Source organism: Singulisphaera chitinilytica (assembly GCF_049331405.1).
GTDB lineage: Bacteria > Planctomycetota > Planctomycetia > Isosphaerales > Isosphaeraceae > PoT.
The window spans coordinates 8,160,478-8,178,242 of sequence record NZ_CP186274.1; the positions used below are offsets into that span (position 1 = coordinate 8,160,478).

General features: G+C 61.7%; 14 protein-coding genes. 2 read left to right on the forward strand and 12 right to left on the reverse strand.

Annotated elements, in window-relative coordinates; genetic code table 11:
- Window positions 1-64 precede the first annotated feature (64 nt).
- The 8 genes from clpX to ACOYYX_RS31910 form a co-directional block, all read right to left on the reverse strand.
- On the reverse strand, window positions 65-1,438 hold the full coding sequence (gene clpX / locus ACOYYX_RS31875) for an ATP-dependent Clp protease ATP-binding subunit ClpX (protein ID WP_422926699.1): 1,374 nt from the start codon (window positions 1,436-1,438) through the stop codon (window positions 65-67).
- A 350-nt stretch (window positions 1,439-1,788) separates the two neighbouring features.
- The gene (gene mutY / locus ACOYYX_RS31880) at window positions 1,789-2,988 is read right to left on the reverse strand and encodes an A/G-specific adenine glycosylase (RefSeq protein ID WP_422926700.1); all 1,200 of its coding nucleotides are present in this window, start codon (window positions 2,986-2,988) and stop codon (window positions 1,789-1,791) included.
- 169 nt (window positions 2,989-3,157) lie between these two features.
- Complete coding sequence (locus ACOYYX_RS31885; RefSeq protein WP_422926701.1) at window positions 3,158-4,327, reverse strand: DegT/DnrJ/EryC1/StrS family aminotransferase; 1,170 nt, start codon at window positions 4,325-4,327, stop codon at window positions 3,158-3,160.
- 119 nt (window positions 4,328-4,446) lie between these two features.
- Entirely contained in the window at window positions 4,447-4,911 is a 465-nt protein-coding gene (locus ACOYYX_RS31890; RefSeq protein WP_422926702.1) for a sirohydrochlorin chelatase, read from the reverse strand.
- A gap of 124 nt (window positions 4,912-5,035) precedes the next feature.
- On the reverse strand, window positions 5,036-6,229 hold the full coding sequence (locus ACOYYX_RS31895) for an acetylxylan esterase (protein ID WP_422926703.1): 1,194 nt from the start codon (window positions 6,227-6,229) through the stop codon (window positions 5,036-5,038).
- Window positions 6,230-6,607: 378 nt separating this feature from the next.
- Window positions 6,608-8,407, reverse strand: coding sequence for an RNA polymerase sigma factor (locus ACOYYX_RS31900; protein WP_422926704.1), 1,800 nt, complete (start codon window positions 8,405-8,407; stop codon window positions 6,608-6,610).
- Between the two features lie 165 nt (window positions 8,408-8,572).
- Window positions 8,573-9,721: an FG-GAP repeat domain-containing protein gene (locus ACOYYX_RS31905; RefSeq protein WP_422926705.1), complete on the reverse strand. Its 1,149-nt coding sequence runs from the start codon at window positions 9,719-9,721 to the stop codon at window positions 8,573-8,575.
- A 142-nt stretch (window positions 9,722-9,863) separates the two neighbouring features.
- Window positions 9,864-10,724 carry a hypothetical protein gene (locus tag ACOYYX_RS31910; RefSeq protein WP_422926706.1) on the reverse strand — a complete coding sequence of 287 codons (861 nt, stop codon included), beginning with the start codon at window positions 10,722-10,724 and terminating at the stop codon, window positions 9,864-9,866.
- Between the two features lie 161 nt (window positions 10,725-10,885).
- Between ACOYYX_RS31910 and ACOYYX_RS31915 the strand changes: the two genes are divergently transcribed.
- Window positions 10,886-11,401, forward strand: a complete 516-nt coding sequence (locus tag ACOYYX_RS31915) for a VanZ family protein (RefSeq protein ID WP_422926707.1) — start codon at window positions 10,886-10,888, stop codon at window positions 11,399-11,401.
- A 6-nt stretch (window positions 11,402-11,407) separates the two neighbouring features.
- Here the strand turns inward: ACOYYX_RS31915 and ACOYYX_RS31920 are convergent, their stop codons facing one another.
- The 4 genes from ACOYYX_RS31920 to ACOYYX_RS31935 form a co-directional block, all read right to left on the reverse strand.
- Window positions 11,408-12,088: an HAD family hydrolase gene (locus ACOYYX_RS31920; protein ID WP_422926708.1), complete on the reverse strand. Its 681-nt coding sequence runs from the start codon at window positions 12,086-12,088 to the stop codon at window positions 11,408-11,410.
- A gap of 132 nt (window positions 12,089-12,220) precedes the next feature.
- Entirely contained in the window at window positions 12,221-12,799 is a 579-nt protein-coding gene (locus ACOYYX_RS31925) for a hypothetical protein (protein WP_422926709.1), read from the reverse strand.
- A gap of 21 nt (window positions 12,800-12,820) precedes the next feature.
- Window positions 12,821-14,380: an extracellular solute-binding protein gene (locus ACOYYX_RS31930; RefSeq protein ID WP_422926710.1), complete on the reverse strand. Its 1,560-nt coding sequence runs from the start codon at window positions 14,378-14,380 to the stop codon at window positions 12,821-12,823.
- A 294-nt stretch (window positions 14,381-14,674) separates the two neighbouring features.
- Window positions 14,675-15,358, reverse strand: a complete 684-nt coding sequence (locus ACOYYX_RS31935) for a hypothetical protein (RefSeq protein ID WP_422926711.1) — start codon at window positions 15,356-15,358, stop codon at window positions 14,675-14,677.
- 871 nt (window positions 15,359-16,229) lie between these two features.
- Here ACOYYX_RS31935 and ACOYYX_RS31940 point away from each other — a divergent pair.
- Window positions 16,230-17,609 (forward strand): dipeptidase, encoded by a 1,380-nt coding sequence (locus ACOYYX_RS31940; protein WP_422926712.1) that lies wholly within the window; start codon window positions 16,230-16,232, stop codon window positions 17,607-17,609.
- Window positions 17,610-17,765 lie beyond the last annotated feature (156 nt).

Below are 17,765 nucleotides of genomic sequence, written 5' to 3' on the forward strand. Positions count from 1 at the left end.
CTTCGGAAGAGATTCCGAAGGCCAGGCCGTTAACTTGCATGAGATGCGATCTCGACGAGGAAGCTCAGGCGCTTTCCTTCTTACGCTCGGCGGCCGACTTCGCAGGAGCGATCGGCACGGGAGCCGATTCGAAGAGCTTCTTCTCCTTGCGGACGATCTCAGGGGTCACGACGAATCGGCCCTTCTCCTTCGCCGAGCGGTCGGGCAGTTCGTACATGATGTCGAGCATGATCTCCTCGACGATCGAGCGGAGGCCGCGGGCGCCGGTGTCCTTCTCCTTGGCGAGCTTCGCGATCTCGACCAGAGAGTCGGGCGTGAACTCGAGGTCGGCCCCCTCCATCTCGAAGAGGCGGCGATACTGCTTGACGAGGGCGTTGCGCGGCTCTGTCATGATCTGGACGAGCGCATCGACGTCGAGCGGCATCAAGGGGCAGACGACCGGGAGACGGCCAACGAATTCGGGGATCATGCCGTATTCGAGGACGTCATCGGAGGTCACGCGATCGAGCAAGGCGCCAAGCTCGCCATCGTGCTCGGTGTCGGACTGACTGCCGAATCCGATCGTCTTGCGGCCGACCCGGCGGGCGATGAGATTATCGAGGCCGACGAACGTGCCACCGCAGATAAACAGGATGTTCGTCGTGTCCATCTGGATGTATTGCTGCTCGGGGTGCTTGCGACCGCCCTGCGGGGGGACGTTCGCCACTGTCCCTTCGAGCATCTTCAGCAGGGCCTGCTGCACGCCTTCGCCCGACACGTCACGAGTGATCGAGACGTTGTGATTGGTCTTACCAATCTTGTCGATTTCGTCGATGTAGATGATACCGCGCTGGGCGCTTTCGAGGTCGAAGTCGGCCGCGTGCAGCAACTTCAGCAGGATGTTCTCGACGTCCTCGCCGACGTATCCCGCCTCGGTCAACGTCGTCGCGTCGCCGATGGCGAACGGGACGTTGAGGATCCGGGCGAGGGTCCGGGCCAGCAGTGTCTTGCCGCAGCCGGTCGGCCCGATCAGCAGGATGTTCGACTTGTCGAGCTCGACCTGGCTATCGGAGTCTTCCCCGTGGACCAACCGCTTGTAGTGGTTGTGGACCGCGACGGAGAGCACCTTCTTGGCTCGATCCTGGTCGATGACGTAGGCGTCGAGTTGTTCCTTGATCTCCCGCGGCGTGGGGATGTCGGTGAACAGAGTCTTGGGGACCCCGCGACGGCGACGCTCCTGATCGAGGATCGACTGGCAAAGCTCGATGCATTCGCCGCAGATATAAACATCGCCCGGGCCCTCGACGAGCGGCCCGACGTCACGGTAGCTCTTGCGGCAGAACGAGCAATACGCGTTCTTCTTGCTCCCCCCGGTCGTCCCCGTAGGAGCACTGCCGCCGCCTCGCTTTCCCCCCCCACCCGAGGAGCCACCGCCCGAGATGTCCTTACCCGATGGCATGCATTGTCCTTTCGTCTCTCAGGGCAGAGAGAGCCTCACCCGCGCAAATGGCGGCCGGGCCGTTAAGGTCGTCATTCCTATCGATAGCGGTGGAGCGGCCGGAATAGGTCCGGCGAAGACGGTGACTGGGGAATAGGCCACCACCAGAAGCTTCGACCTGGGGAAGTCCCCCAACGAAATCAATGCCTCGATGATTCCGATACACCGCCCAGAAAAGCTCGAAGGGCATCCTGCAACGTCCGCCAACTGACTCATTCTAAAATACGATTCCGTCCCGAGCAAGGCCGCGAATGGAATCTCGATTCCGCTGCGCACGGATAGGTGCGGATTGGTGACCCTGCGCGATCAGACTATGAATTCGGACAGGCTCGGAGCAAAGCTTCCCAATTCTTTGCGATCCAGACTCTGAGTTTCCTCCCAGCCGAGCCCAGGGGATACTCCACCAGTTCCTCGGGTCGGACCCAGCGAGCATCCATGAGCTTCGGCCCCGGTTTCAGCGATTCCGAAAGCCCTCGAGCTGAATACGCGTCGAGCTGGACCTTATGTTTGGTTACGCCGTAACTCAGGGACTGGACCTTGGTCCCAACGGTAACCTTGGCGCCCGTGAGGATCTCAACCCCACGAGCCAGATTGACTTCCGATTCGAGGATGCGGCCGCCAGGGTCGGCGCCCGAGATGTGGATCGTAGGGAATTCCCAGAAGTTGGCCCAAAGGCCTCCCGGTTGGCGCTGGACGATGAGGATCTTCTCGTCCCGCACCACAATGGCGGATTCTTCGAGCACGGCGAGGGGAGCGGCCTTCGGCGGCATGACGGGGAGTCGATCCTGGATCCCTTGCGCACGGGCCATGCACTCGGTCGAGACCGGGCAGACCAAGCACATTGGATTTCTCGGCGTGCAAACCAGGGCCCCGAGTTCCATGAATGCCTGATTGAAAGTCCCGGCTCCGGATGCAGGAACGAGGCGCTCGGCAGCTCGCCAGAGACGGACCTGCGAACGCGTGGTCTTCAAATCTTCCGACCAGGCAAGCCATCGCGAGAGCACGCGTTGAGTATTCGCCTCGACGATCGGAGCGGGCTTGTCGAACGCGAACGAGAGGATCGCCCCGGCAATGTATCGGCCCACGCCCGGCAAGGCGCGAACCGCCTCGGGATCGTCCGGGAATCGTCCCTCGTGGAGGTCGATCACCGCGCGAGCCGCACCCTGGAGTTGTCGCGCCCGGCGGTAGTAGCCGAGCCCTTCCCAGGCTTTCAGGACGTCCGCTTCATCGGCGGTCGCCAGCGACTCGATCGTGGGAAAGCGAGCGAGGAACCGCTCGAAGAAGGGGACGACGGCGGTCACCGTCGTCTGGACCAGCATCATCTCTGAAACGAGCACGCGATAGGGATCGCGGGTCTCCCGCCAGGGGAGTTTTCGGTGGGCCGACACGTACCAGTCGACGAGCTTTTTCTGGATCCGCTCGATCCAGGCCGGATCGAGATCAGGCCCATCGGCCGCGTCCGGCTGAATCGGCAGGGACTGGGTTTGGTCGCTCGCTTTTTTCCGTCCCACCGGCTCTGTTACTCAAGGTCTGGGAGGTATCCGCTGATTCCAGCCGCAAACGACGAGGGGATTCGCTATCGTCGAGGATCGCGACACGACCCTCGGCGTGACGAACGCCCCTCCGCACCCTCGCCTCATTGTAACGAGGCGAGGGCGATATCGAAAAAATCGGCCTCGATCAAGCCGCTCGTTCGTTTCCGACGGCAGCAGCCTTGATGAACCGCGCGATGGAGCCGACGACGTGGGCCTGGGCGGCCTCGGTCAGTTCGGGATACATCGGCAAGGCGAGCGTTTCGAGCGCGGCGGCCTCAGCGAGCGGGAAGTCGCCAGCCTTGTGGCCGAGCGAGCCGAAGCAGACCTGCAGGTGCAGCGGGATCGGGTAGTAGATCTCGGTCCCGATGTGCTTCGAGGCGAGATCGGCCCGCAGGGCGTCGCGATGCTGGGCGTCGACCCGGATCACGAACTGGTTGAAGACGTGATAGTGGTCCGCCTGCTCGGTCGGCAGGACGACCTTGTCGGCGATCCCTTCGGCGAAGAAGAGGTTCTTGTAGCGTTCGGCGACCAGTCGACGGGCCTCGGTCCAGGCGTCGAGGTGGCGGAGCTTCACGCGGAGCACCGCGGCCTGGATGGCGTCGAGCCGCGAGTTGAAGCCGACCTCGTGGTGGTGATACTTCGGCTCCATGCCGTGGACGCGAAGCCGGGCGACTCGCTTGGCGAGTTCGACATCGTTGGTCGTCACCATGCCGGCGTCGCCGAAACCGCCGAGGTTCTTCGACGGATAGAAGCTGAACGCGGCCGCGTGCCCCAGCGTCCCCGCACTACGGCCGTGGTACTTGGCACCGATCGCCTGGGCGGCGTCTTCGAGGACAAACAGACCGTGGCGCTCGGCGATGGCGTTGATCGCCGTCATGTCCGCCGTCTGGCCGTAGAGGTGGACCGGGATGATGACCTTGGTCCGCGGGGTGATCGCCGCCTCGATCTTCGCGGGGTCGATGTTGTACGAACCCGGGATGATGTCCACGAAGACTGGCTTGGCCCCGGTCCGCCAGATGGCGCCCGCTGTAGCGAAGAAGGAGTATGGCGAGGTAATGACCTCGTCGCCGGGTCCGACTTCGAGGGCGAGCAGCGGCAGAAGGAGTGCGTCCGATCCCGAGGCGCAACCGATCCCGTGTTCCGCCCCGCTGTAGGCAGCCACTTCCGCCTCGAGGCCGGAGACCTCGGGGCCGAGGATGAAGTATTGGCTCTCGACCACGCTGCGAAGGGCCGCATCGATCTCGTCGCGGATCGACTCGTATTGTGCCTTCAGGTCGAGTGCGGGGACACGTTGGGATTCGATCGAGAGGCTCATTGGGCCGTCACTCCTTTGAATGCCCGGACTCGCCGGTGCTGGTCTCCATCCTTGGAGAGAATCGGACGTCGCACGCTAGTCCTTCGGTCGATTTGTGTCAAGTCGGGGTATGTTGCGGACTATTGGGAGTCGTGACCTTGATCCATCGGCGCGTAAACCCTGGCAGCGTCTGAGGATGAGCCAAAATTTGAGTCCCACTCGCCATATTCGAGCTGCCGAATTCTCTCGGAGACGAGCGCATCGAGCAGCGAATGGGGCCCGAGTGGCGCCCCGAGAAGGAAGTTGGCCTGGGGATGACGACGACCCAGGTCGTCCCGAGCCGCCGTCAGATCTCGCAAAAGATGAACACCGGCCGAGAGGAAATAGGGAACCATCAAGACGCGATTCGCGCCTTGATGCACGCAGCGATCCCCCCCCTGCTCGATCGTCGGCTCCGCGAGTTCGAGAAAGCTCGGCTCGACGATCGAATACCCCGCCTGACCCCTCAACCGCGCCACGAGTTCATGCAGATCGTCGTTCGCGGGTTGATGCCGGCTGCCGTGTGCGATCAACAGGACGGCCGTGGAGTTTACGGAGTTTGTCATTGCCGGGGTCTTGCCTCGGGTCGAATGCCAGGTTGTGACGTGCCTCGCCGGAGTCCAAGGATAACCTTCAAGGCTCGTCCCAGCCAAGTCGACCCGAGCCCTCGCCCAGAAAACACTCACCGAATCACTTCGAGCTGTTGGCGCGACGAAGGTGGCGATCGGCGATGTCGAGGAAGACGACCCAATCCTCGCGGAACATCGAATGCTTGCCAGGCCGGATGTGATAGCCGAGTGTCCCGTCGAGAAGTTGCCCGACCGGAGGCATCGTGTCGGATTCGAGCCCGCCGCCGCCGAGGAGTCGATAGACGGGATCGGCCGCCTTAAGCACTTCGAACTGACCCTTGGGGTTGGCCCACCAGTCCTCGACCGCGTTGGTGAAGAAGACAGGCCTCGGAGCCACCAGGGCCACGAGGCAATGCTGGTCGAACGGCAGGTACTCGGGCTTGCCGCTGAACTGCTTGAAATGGGCGTCGAACCAGTGAGGGAAGTGCTTGTTGATATCCTTGACCGACTCGCCGACCTTACCCCGGCTCGGCGCCGTGCCCCCGCATCCTGCCTGATGCGGTAAAGCCAGGGCGATGCGATCGTCGTACGCCGCCGCGACCAGCGCCGCCTTCCCCAGCCTTGAGTGGCCGACCACCGCGATCCGCTCGCGATCCACGCTCGAGTCGGTCACCAGATAATCGACGGCCCGCTGAAGTCCCCAGGCCCAGGCTCGCACGACGCCCCAGCTATCGTCGTCCGCCTTCGTCGTGGCTCCCGAGGGTCGGTAATGCGGAAACACCCCATCCTCGAACCCGGGATGGTCGGGAGCGACGTCGCCCGCATAGAACGTGGCAAGCCCATATCCGCGGGCAATGATCTGGTCGAACGGCCAGACATCGCCGTGGGCGCCTCGATCCGCCTCGCGGGCCTTGCCGTCCTTGGGAGAGGGAACCCAGGCCGTCGGTAGCGGTATGCCCGGATCCTTGAGCGTCGAATGGTTCCCGAGGGTATTCAGTCCAAGGAAAATGGGCACCGGCCCTTCCTTATTCGGCACCATGAGAAGCAAGTGGATCTTGGGTGCGTCGGGAGGGCCGAAGGTGATCGAGATCTCTTTCTGTGTGGCGGTCCCGCCCATGGCCTTGGGGTTGGTCCGTTCCACCACGGCCTTGATGGACGGAGGGGCCTCCGGCGCCTGACCGTACATGTAATGCGAGAACAACACCCGCAACTCAGGCCGTCGCTTCTGAAACCACTCCTCCCTGGACTTCACCCGAGTGCCATCGAGCATGACCAAGGGGTCGGGCAGCTCCGGACGCGAAGGTAGTTGCGACATCTCGGGAAACTCCTCCGCCGATAATGCGGGAGCCATCCCAATCGTCAACAACCCAAAGATTCCGCATCGAAGCAGACGGAGCGAAAGAGACTGCAACATTGGACCACCTGCAAACGCGAGCGAGGCTCGTTACAAGGTCGTACCCATCAACTGGCCATGCTACACGTCGCCAGACTCGCTTGCAGTCCCTTGACGCTCTGTTTTCTTCGAGGCCTCAATATCGAGGCGTAATCTTGGCGTAGACCAAACGTGCCGCCCGATTTACGCCAAGCCTCTTCCAAGACTCGAGCGGTGATTCAAACCTCACCGCACGAGTTGGCCGGGAGTGACTTGTCCATTCCCCTTACCGTCAAGAGACCGCAAACCAGGATCAGTACGTCATTTGGCCTGGCGTTCATTCTTGAGTCGCATGAGCTCTTGATTCATCTCCTTCAACTGCCGCTCCATAACATTTACCAAGGTTTCAATACGTTGGAATTGAGGATTGCTCGGTTCGGGAATTGAGGTAGAGGAATCAGGTGGTGTTTGAACTACGGCATCGGGGGCTTTGGGGCTCTGTTCCTTCCTCTGCTCGATCCGGTCGATCCCTGGACATTGGGTTCCCATAGGATGAGACTTCACCAACCCCGTTTGGTGAGCTTGAACGTGGCGAAGATTCTTCAGAAACTTAGCCAACTTCTCATGGGTCTTGGCTGTGTGACGAATGATCAGACTGGTACTTAAGAAGAATGGTGTGATGGAGCCTTGCCGATCGGTTTGGGCCTGGGATGGTGATGTTTGACCCGAAATCGGATCGACATAGACCCAGGTGTCAGGCTCGATCGTTGAGGTGATTATTTCGACCAAAGGATCGAAGTTTACCCGTCTTCTTGTTCCGACGGCATCGCGAGCATCAGCCAAGACTCCAAGAAGGTCCCCCACGTAATAGGGCTTCGCAAAGGTGCTCTCTTCATCGGGTTTACTAACCACGATGACTCCATCCGCCTCAACCTTGAAATCAAGGTTGAGTGGTTGGAGCAAGAGTTTCAATGCAACTCCTATTTTCGCATCCGTGACAGCGAAGCTCACCTCGGTCAACTTGTTGATATCCAAATTTTTTATTGATTTAATATCAATGGTGACATTAAGATCGTTCGCTTTGGCTAGCTGCGAGAGTATTTCCTCGAGAGGCCTCTTAACGAAGTTGACACTAATTGTTTTATTTAATTTCGTCTCAACCTGGCTCTCAGCCCTTTGACGGTACTCGTCCACCAGTGATTGCCTGTCCTCCGCTTTAGCGGTGGGGGGATCTTGCCAGGCCTGGGAACCATCCCCTCCCTGCACCGCAACACTTCCTGCGAAGGCTCCGACCGTCATCACGACGGCCACGGCGAATTTGAGCTTGTTCAGCATCATGGTGAAGAGGACTCGTTCCGTAAGAGAACTGACTGAGGCCGAGACGATCCCGGCCGACACTCCGTGTTTCAAGGCGGTTCGGATTGCGGCCTCGACGGTGAGTAAAGACAACTTGCGGGGCAAGGCGGCTGTCGCTTCCTGGTCCTTCAATAAGGCGGCGACGACAGCGACAGAGAGGGTGAACCCTTTGCGGATCAAACGCTCTCGCAGAAGGCCCCGGGCACGGGCGAGCCGACTGCGCACGGTACCCACCGGCCATCGCAATTGAGCGGCGGTCTGGTCGTGCGTCAGGCCTTCCAGGTAGAAGAGGACGATCGGGGCCCGGAAATGATCCGGGAGGCGAGCCAGTTCGGATTGAACGATCGAGGGGAGTTCGAGGAGATCGGCGTCGCGGGCCTTCGCGGCGAGATCGACCACGACTCCCGGGCGTTCGCGCTCCCGCTGTTGTTGGCCCTTGGCTCTCGCTCGATGTGCGACCTTCGACGACACCGCATAGAGCCAGGGCCCGAGCGTGTCAACAAGGCGGATGGAGCGGGCCTTCCGCACGAGGACGAGGAAGCTTGCCTGGAATGCATCCTCGACGCTGGCCTCGTCGCGGAGAAGGCTGCGGCAGACGCGGAGCACCATCGGACCGTGCCGCGCGACGATGACTTCGAAGGCGATCTCATCGCCTCGGACCGCGAATCGCTCGAGGAGTTCGCGGTCCGAGACTCCGGAGACGCTGCCCGCGTCAAAAGCCCGACGAATCTGCGGCAGGATTGCGTTTCTGTGCCCCTTCGACATCCCAGCCGCTCCCTTCCTGGTGGCCATCCTTTCCCAAGTAATGCACCAAGTCGGGCCTCCAATCCCGATTTTTTCGAGATTTTCGCAGGTTCGCGACCGCCGGGTCATGGCGGGGCGAATCCCATCCTTGGGATCAACATACCTCGGGAGCCGAGCCGGCGCTTCTCACGGCTTACGAGGCCGGTACATGACGACGTTATGCGTCGAGCCGCCGATCGCCACGACGTCCGGCAAGCCATCACCGTCGACGTCGCCGCCGCGGAGGTCCTGAGCTGCGATCGCGGAATCGATGACGCTGCGGGTCCAGGTCTTGCCGTTGAAGTCGTATGCGATGACGCTCGTCCCCGGGCCTCGATATCCGGCGAAGACTTCGTCGTCTCCATCGCCATCGACGTCCGCCACCCACAAGGCATGGCCTTCCTTGATGGTCCTGTCGAGGATCGTACGCTCGGCGAAGGGGCCCTCGGTCTCGTGTCCCGCCTTCGCCGCCTCAACGCTCATCGAGACAGATACGTCCTGCCCGTGCCAGGGATCGATCGTTGCGAGGAAGGTCCGACCATCATTGAGTCGACCGAGGTGGATCTCGCTCGAACCTCGCTTGGGAGCCTCTCCAGGGGCGCCCGTGATCAAATTCCTCGACGTGAACCCTTGCGTATTACGCTGAAATCGGCCAACCCCGAGATTGTCGGCCGTCAGGATGATGGATCCGCCTGGTCCCTTGCGGACCTCAATCGCGTGAAGCACGGGACGCTCGCCGATGGGATGCAAGGTCCAATGCCCGGCTTTCGGATCCGACCCCGTGTTGAAATAGACGAGATGAGCTTGGTCCTGCTGAAACAGGGGCGGCAAGGACTTCGGCCCGAAGATTGGCGCGACGACGAGGTCGGGGCGGCCGTCGCCGTCGACGTCCCCCCAGCGCAGACGATGGATGCTCTCGAGATTCGTGATCGGGGTGACTTTCCACGTATCCCCATCCGTTTGAGTTGCCAGGGCGAGCTTGCCGAGCTTGGGTTGGTTCATCTCGAATTCGTAGGCAATGGCAATCTCGGCCTTGCCGTCGGCGTCGAGGTCGGCGGTCGCACTGCTAATGATCCGAGGCGTTTCCTTGGGGGTGCTGACGATCCGCTTCGTCCACGAAGGGTTCTCGTACCAGGCACAGGTCCCGCCCCCGAGGCCGACGATGTCGAGACGACCGTCGCCGTTCACGTCGGCCACTTCGACCTGATAGCCGCCTGGCAGGTTCGAGTCGATGACCACTCGCTCGAAATCGGGCAAAGCCTTGTGGTCGGCGGCGATCGCTTGCGGAGTCGCCATCGCCAGCAAGCCGAGTCCAAGAACCAGCGCCGAAGCTCGAGTCAGTCGGGCACAACCCAGTCCCAAGACAACGTGAATTCTCATACGTCGATCCCTGGTGATGATTCCCTGGAGAGATAAGGGCGTCGACCCGGCCGAAGTTTCACACGCCCCAGCCGGAAGGAGGGCCTGCGGTGTCTTCGGGCTTCACTCGGTACTGCGAAATGTCGATGTCGTTATGGATCTCAGACTCGGCCGACTTGAGCCTGTTCTCGAGCATCGTCACACGTTGTTCGAGGATTGCGATGCGAGCCTCGGCCTCGTCGGCGCGTTTTGGGCGAGGGACTTCGGGATAGCCGAGTTGCCTCTGGAGGGCCGAAAACAGGTAGAGCGGGTCGCGACCCCGATTGGCTCGGGCAATCTTCCCTTCCTTCTCGCCGAAGAGGATGGGGAACTTCGGCACGAAATCGGGCATACGGCGTCTCTGCTCGGTGACGTAATAGACCGAACGGACAAAGATCAGGTCGGCAAAGTCGACGTCGCCGAGTCGCGCCCGCAGCAGGAGGATGTAGTCGTGCCAATCCTCGCTATAGATTGGGTCCAGCGCCATCGCTCCCAGGCCCCTGCCGTAGCCGAGACGGTTCCTCGATAGGGCTTCGAACTGGAAAACGAACAAGCCGGCTAGCGAGGGGTTCTCCGATTTGAACTTGGCCTCGCGTTGGAGGATCAGGAGCGCCTGATCCATCGGGAAACGGCTGAGGTCCGCCTCCGCCTGCTCGACGACATGGGTCTGGAAGGCCGTGAAGTAGTGATTGATCCGCTCCATGGCCGGAGCGAGAAGCCCCGTCGTCTTCATCTCCGTGCAGAGGAAAGAGACGGCGAGAGGAAGCCTCGTGGTTGAGAGGAGCTCCTCGCCGATCCGCGCGAGCACGTCTTGCGAGGGCATCCCGTCGAGGACGCGTTCGCGGAAGGTGCTGAAGAAGTAGGCCTGCTCGATGTACTCCTCGCGTTCGAGCATGGGCATGGACGAGGAACTCCTGGTTGCGGACCCGGGTCGACCTCGGACGACGAGCAAATAAGCCTGGGAATGAGGTCGATCACGTTCGCAAGAAGAGGGTTGAGCGATATTAACAGTCACGCATGCTGAAGAAGGCCGGGGTTGCCCGATAGAGAGGGTCGGCTATGATGCGAACGTCATTTGCCGGGCCTTCCCCGGCGATCCACGCAAGCGGCAAAGTCCACTTCGCTTTCTCGGGGGTTGAGGAATTGCGAAAGAACTTCTTGGCCGTCCTGCTCTTCAGTTATGGCTTGTTCGTCGCCTATCTCACCCTGATCTTCCATACTACCCAACGGCTCTCGCTCGACAACCGGTTCAACCTCGTCGCCTTCCGGACGGTCAACCTGTTCCTCCACAAGGGAGGAACCGAGATGCTGATCAATGTGGTGGGCAATCTGGCCGTCTTCATCCCGGTCGGCTTCCTGATACCGCTGATCCGTAGGAATCGCACGGGTCCATGGTTCGTTGTCGGCCTGAGCGCCGCACTGAGCCTTCTGATCGAGATACTCCAATTCTGCACCGGCTATCGAGTCGCGGACATCGACGACGTGCTCCTTAACACCGTGAGCGGTGCCCTGGGCTACGCCCTCTTCCGCGCGGTGTACTGGATCATGCTACGGTCGGGCATGGCCACCGATCCCTGATGATGATCACCAGCCTCGCGCCGCGGCCGGGACATGGGCGAGGTCGGGCACGACCCAATCGGCTTCAGTCAGCTTGTCGGGCGGGAACGAGGTCGTGACGGCGAGGCACTTCATCCCGGCTGCCTTCGCCGCCTGGACGCCTGCGACGGCATCTTCAATCACGAGGCAGGCGGCGGGCTCGAGTCCCAGCCGTCGGCTCGCTTCCAGGAAGATGTCGGGATTCGGCTTCTTGCGGGCGACCTCGCTGCCGTTCACGACCACGTCGAACGTCGACGGCGGGATCCCGATCTCGTTGAGATTTCCCTCAACCTTGATCGCGTCTGCGCTCGAGGCGACGGCGAGTTTGAAGCCATGGTCGCGGCAGTCGGCCACGAACTCGCGGACGCCGGGCAGCGGATGCAACCGCCCCTTGATCAGGCCGAGGTAGATCTCATAAGTCCGCGCCTTGTCTCGCACAGGGTCGAGCGGGATGCCACGCGCCTCGGCCGGCCCGCCGATGAATCGATCCTCGCCCATGCCGATAAATGGCCGGAATTCGTCGTGCTCGACCTTGTAGCCCTTCTCGGCGAACATCTGCATGGCGGCCTGGGCGATCAGGGGTTCGGACATGACCAGCACCCCGTCCATGTCGAAGATGATCCCGCGAAGCATGCCGGAGCCGGTCATCGCATCAGCCGAGAGGGACAAGGTCCCCTCCTTGCAAGGGTGTTATGCTTGAGTGAGAAGATCCGATTGTCGAGATCATCATCGAGCGACGCATTGACTGATGCGTTGCAGATCTGCCTCTTCGTTCCCCGGGCCTGCGATCAGGTCCATCAATCAGCCTGCGAGTTCGGGCGTCGGAAGCAATGGATAAAGCCTGAGCAGTTCTTCGAGCGTTAAGTGCGGCTTGGGGACAAAGTGGCGTGCGGCAAGTCTCGCCGAGCTGAGGATACATTCCTTCTCGAAGAGGTAGTAGCGGTTGTACTGGGCGATAAGGAAGTTCGTCCGCTCGAGGTTGAGCTTCTCGACCGCCCCGCCCCAGCGCCGATTGAACCGCTCGACGCTGGCGATCAGGTCGCGCGCGACGGTCATCTGCCGTCTGCGATAGCTCGAACGCGAGGCCCACACGGGCGGCTCTGCCGTGCTGAGTGCCCAGAGTGGCTCGATCGTGTCAGTAAAGACCCCGCGCCAGGCGTCGGGGCCGTCGGAGACCGAGGCCCACTGGCGAAGCCGCATCCGGACCATGTCCAGCATCGAGTCGCGCTGGCGTCGGCAGTGCTCATGGATCCTGGCGAGGGTCTGCTCGAGTTCCTGGCCTCGCCTCGCGAACGCGGGGACGTCGAACAGGCCCAGGACCTGTTGCATCTCCGATTCCGCCCCGAGGGGGGTCGAGTTCGCGTCTTCGTCGGCTTCCATGTCACGCCCTCCGATGATCTCTCAGCGTTCGGGCGGCTCGGGTAGCGTGACGAGCGAGTTGAGGCTCCGTCGATAGTGCCAGAGCTGTCGGGCCACGCCCAGCCGCTTGGTGCGCTCGGTCCAGGCGTCGGCGACGGTCTTGAGGGCCGCCTCGGGGTCCTCACCCCTGAGAACAGCCGCGCGTGCTTTCGCGATCTCCGAGAGATAACCGCTGGCCTCTGGGATGCGCAGTCCCGCGATCACCTTCAAAGCGAGCAAGGTGCGGCTCACGGCATCGGCCCACTGCTTGGAATCGACCCCAGACGCGACAGTGGCCCCGGGCACCCCCTGCCCGATCAGGGTCGAGCGAACCGGTAGCATCGGAAAGTTGCGGTCCGCCCTCACCAGGTTGGCGGTGTCGGGGTTGATGAGATAGGCCGCGAAGTCGAGGGCCGCGTCCTTGGTCTTCGGATTCGCCGACGCCGGAATGCCCACCAGCCAGCCTCCGCCGAACGGGAGCCAACTCGGCCGGTTGGGGCTCGAAGGGGTCTCCCAGACCTTGCGGGCCGGGTCGTAAACTCGGTCCGAGCCGGGCAGCGGCGCGATCATCAAGCCCTTGTGATCGCCCCAATGGGTTGCTGCCTCGGCGCGGTCGATCAGCATCGCCGTCTTGCCCTGGGCGAACGCTTTCCGGGCTGCCTCAGAGTCGAACTTGGCAATATCCAGGGGCCCGAAGTCTTTGAAACCAGCCCAGCTTCGGAGAGCTTCAACGAACGGAGGCGAATCGACTCGAGGCTTCATCGAGTCGGAATCGAAGAGGAACGAATACTGGTCGCGGTGCTGTCCCAGGCTCGCCGCGCGGGCGAGGTAGACCGCATCGGCCACACCTTCGGGGTCGGCTCCGAGGGCCAGCGTCAGGCCATGATCGGCCGAGCCGTCGCCGTTCCAGTCTCGACCCTGAAAGAACTTGGCGAGGGCGTCGAACTCGGTCCAGGTCTGAGGTACCTGGAGCTTGACCTTGGCCTCGGCCGCCGCCTTGCGATTCTCTTCACGCTCGAACGCGGTGCGATCACAAACCAGGACCAGCGCCGAAGCCCCGAGGGGCAAGGCCATGCGGTCGGTGCCGTAGCGGCTGACCTGATCGCGGTATGCCGTGACGACATCGGCGAACTGCAGCGGATCGGGCTGAGCCGATTGACTCTTCGCCGCATCCTCGTCCTTGTCGGACGCGTTGGCGTCCTCGTCGGACTGCAGGGTGGGACGAACAAGCGACTCAGGGATGGCGGCCAGGGCCTTGGCGTCGACCAGGTCACCCAGGCGATCGGCGGGGAAGATGAGGACGTCCACGCCGCTGATCGACTTCGGATCGACCGCATTGGGCTGGACGCGAATCTCACCCCCACGCGTCGCCGCCCATTCCCCGCGCTGGGATGAGACGACCGAGAGGATCGCCGGGTCGCCGACGGTCGCCGCGACGATCGTGACGCCGGGGAACGTGGAGGTCGTCTTTTCCGCCTTCTCCGTCCCCGAGTCGCAACCGATCACACCGATCAAACCGACTGCCGGAAGCCATCTCCGCCAGCCATCCCGAAACCTAGACATCACCGCATCCCCATGGCCTGAATTCCCACTCCACATCAGCGACGGAGCGGCGACCGATTCATGTTACGACATGGCCGAGTCGGCGGTCAATTTACGCCTGAGGCGCGGCCGTTAAACCTCGGAGTCGCATTTCGTTTTATCTTCACGAGACGCATGTCTATCAGGACGCGACGACTCCAACGGCTGACTGACTTGCAATAATTCAGGGTCCAGAAACGGCCATGGGCCGGGCCTCAGATGGCTGAGGCCCGGCCCATGGTCGGGAAGGAACGTGGTTGGAGGAAGTCGACCGGCTCAATGGTCGATGCCGAGTCGATACCGCAACTCCTCGAACTGGTCGCGATAGACGTCGTCCGTGGAGTGGAGATGTTCGGCTTCCGACAGGAACTTGAGGCTGTCATCCCGCTTCAAGCCGTGGTCGAGCAGTATGGCCTCGAACGGCTCGAGGTCATTGGCGTAGACGAACAAGAGCTTGTGCTCGTCGAACTGGACTTCCATGGGCCCATTGGGATTCAGGGCGGCCAGTCCGGTGCAACCGTCATTGAGGAGCAACTGTTCGTAGTCGTACAGCGTGCTCTTCAGGATCACGGTGTCGATGTGCTCACGATAGAGGTCGGCGTGATTTCCCGGCTCGCTCTCGTGGCTCGACTCCATGACGACGTCGACTTCTTCCCCGAGCGGATCGAGGAGGTCCATGAGGACGTCGAACAGTCGTTCGGAGGAGACGGACGCGGCGAGGACGGGCATCTTGTTGCCCGTCTCCGGGTCGCAGTAAACGTCACGTCGATATCCTTCGCGAGGCACCACCTCCAGGCCGAAGGACGGGCGAACCGCGTCCGTCAGCGAGAAGTTACCGTAGCGGCCGATCCGGAGGTGTGCGTCGAGTTGATCTTGGCTCAGGTCGTCAAAGCTAGTACGCGGCATACGGCTCGTGTTGGTGCGCAACACCCGCTCGAGGAAGCGCTGAATGAAACTCATAGAAAAGGGTCCCCTCCTACCGCGACGAACACTTTGGGAATGTTTCGTAGAGAGTCCTCGGTCACTGCGTCGAGCGTCTTCGAGCCATTGAAAGGCCCGAACCCAGCCATCCCAGACGTCCGCTCGACACCGCGCCCAAGGTAGTCGAAATCCACCCCGGGGACGGTCGCCTTTCCGTTGGCACCGCTTCAATGCCGTTCTTCTATATATACCACGTCCTGCGTCGAAAACCTGCCCGCGATGAAAAACAAAGTGAAGGGGACCCAAGGAGCAAGCCGAAGCGAGCACGAAGCACGATCAATCCATTGACGTTGAACGGTTCATCCATTCTCAAGAAGCGTTGGGATAGCGTAAGGCAAATCGAGTGCCACGCTCCCATACGCCCTGAACTCGCCGCTCGTTCGGTCATACCCGCCACAAACTTGAGTCGTTTTCGGATTTTCACCGACGTCCAAAGAACAGTTCGCCGAGCGAATGCGTTTCCCCATTTTTTTGTAAACTTTAGAAGAAATCGGAACAAGAGTTCTCCGGCCCCGTCATTCCTGCATGATCCGAGAAATCAACACGGATACCTCGATTCCCATTTCAACCACTTCAAGGTCACCGGCTAACGTTTTGGAGACATATGGCTGAAATCGCAACAGTACCGATCGCTTGAATGAGCAAAACAGTATAGAACCAAAACAATGGGAGGAGTGGCGAGTCCGGGAAAAATACGCATTCTGCACAATTTAATCCGAATCACCGAAGTTGAACCGAAGTGTCCCGCTCGACCTTAGCCGCCGTCCGTCTGGGCTGTTATACTGAAGCCGCTCTCGATCGACGGGAAGGTTGAATGACTGGCGTCTGGTGTTAGTGAGGGTCTTAGGACATGGCGATTGATCGGGTGGAAAGCTACCTCGAGACCCATCGCGGAGACTTTGAGGAACAGCTCAAAGCGTTGCTGCGAATTCCCAGCGTGAGTGCCCAGCCCGATCACAACGCCGATACCCGACGCGCGGCGGAGTTCGTCCGCGACGACCTCATCAAGATGGGTGTGAAGACGGAGCTGATCGAGACCTTGGGGCATCCCCTCGTCTATGGGGAACACCTGAAGGCTCCCGGCAAGCCGACCCTCCTCATCTATGGGCATTACGACGTCCAACCACCCGAACCCCTCGAACCCTGGAACTCGCCCCCCTTCGAGCCCACCGTCCGCGACGGCAACCTATACGCGCGAGGCGCCACCGACGACAAGGGCCAGATGTTTACTCACCTGAAGGCCGTCGAGGCCTGGCTCAAGACGACCGGCGACCTTCCCCTCAACGTGAAGATCCTGATCGAGGGGGAAGAGGAAGTCGGCGGCGCGAGTTTGGAGAAGTACGTCGCCGAGAATCGGGAACGGCTCGCCTGCGACTTCGCTGTCATCTCCGACTCGAGCCAGTTCGCCCCCGGGATGCCGGCGATCACCTACGGCTTGAAAGGGCTGGCCTACTTCGAGATCCTCGTCCAGGGCGCCAAGAACGACCTCCACTCCGGCGGCTTCGGCGGCGGGGTCGCGAACCCTTGCAATGCCCTGGCGGCGATCCTGGCCAGCCTGAAGGGCGAGGACGGCAAGATCCGCCTCCCCGGCTTCTATGACCCGGTCCTCCCCCTGGAAGAATGGGAGCGGGCCGAGTTCGCCAAGCTCCCATTCTCGGAGGAAGAATTGCGGGCCGACCTGGCCGTCCCCTCGCTCGAAGGCGAGGCCGGCTACACCACCCTGGAACGGCTCTGGGCCCGCCCGACCTGCGACGTGAATGGTATCTTCGGCGGGTATCAAGGCCCGGGGCCGAAGACGGTGCTCCCCTGCAAGGCAGGCGCGAAGTTCAGTTTCCGGCTCGTGCCGAACCAGGATCCGGAGACCGTCGCCGAGCAACTCAGGGAGCACGTCAAGACGGTCTGCCCTCCGGGCGTGACCTACGAGATCATCGTGCATCACGGAGCCCCGGCGGTTCTTGTTGTCGTCGACAGCCCCGGCGTCCGGGCCGCGGCGAGGGCGATCAAGTCGGGCTTCGGTTCGGAGCCCGTCTTCATGCGTTCCGGGGGCTCGATTCCGGTCGTTGGCCTGCTCAAGGATCACCTCGGGGTCGACACGCTCCTGCTCGGCTGGGGACAGAACGACGACAATCTGCATGGCCCCAATGAGAAATTCTCGCTGGCAGACTTCCACCTCGGCATCAAGACCAGCGCTCACCTCCTCGCAGAGCTCGCGGCCGAGGCGAAGGCTTGAACTTCAACCAGCGTCGGAGCGCACCGAACCCTCGACCGAAACGAGTCATCTTCCGTCTGACAATTCCCGAAGAGAGTCGCTCCTGACGAGGGTCGCCGAGAGGTCGAGGGCCGGTCTGGCACCCTGACCGGCCTTTCGCGACCGATTCGGGCGAGG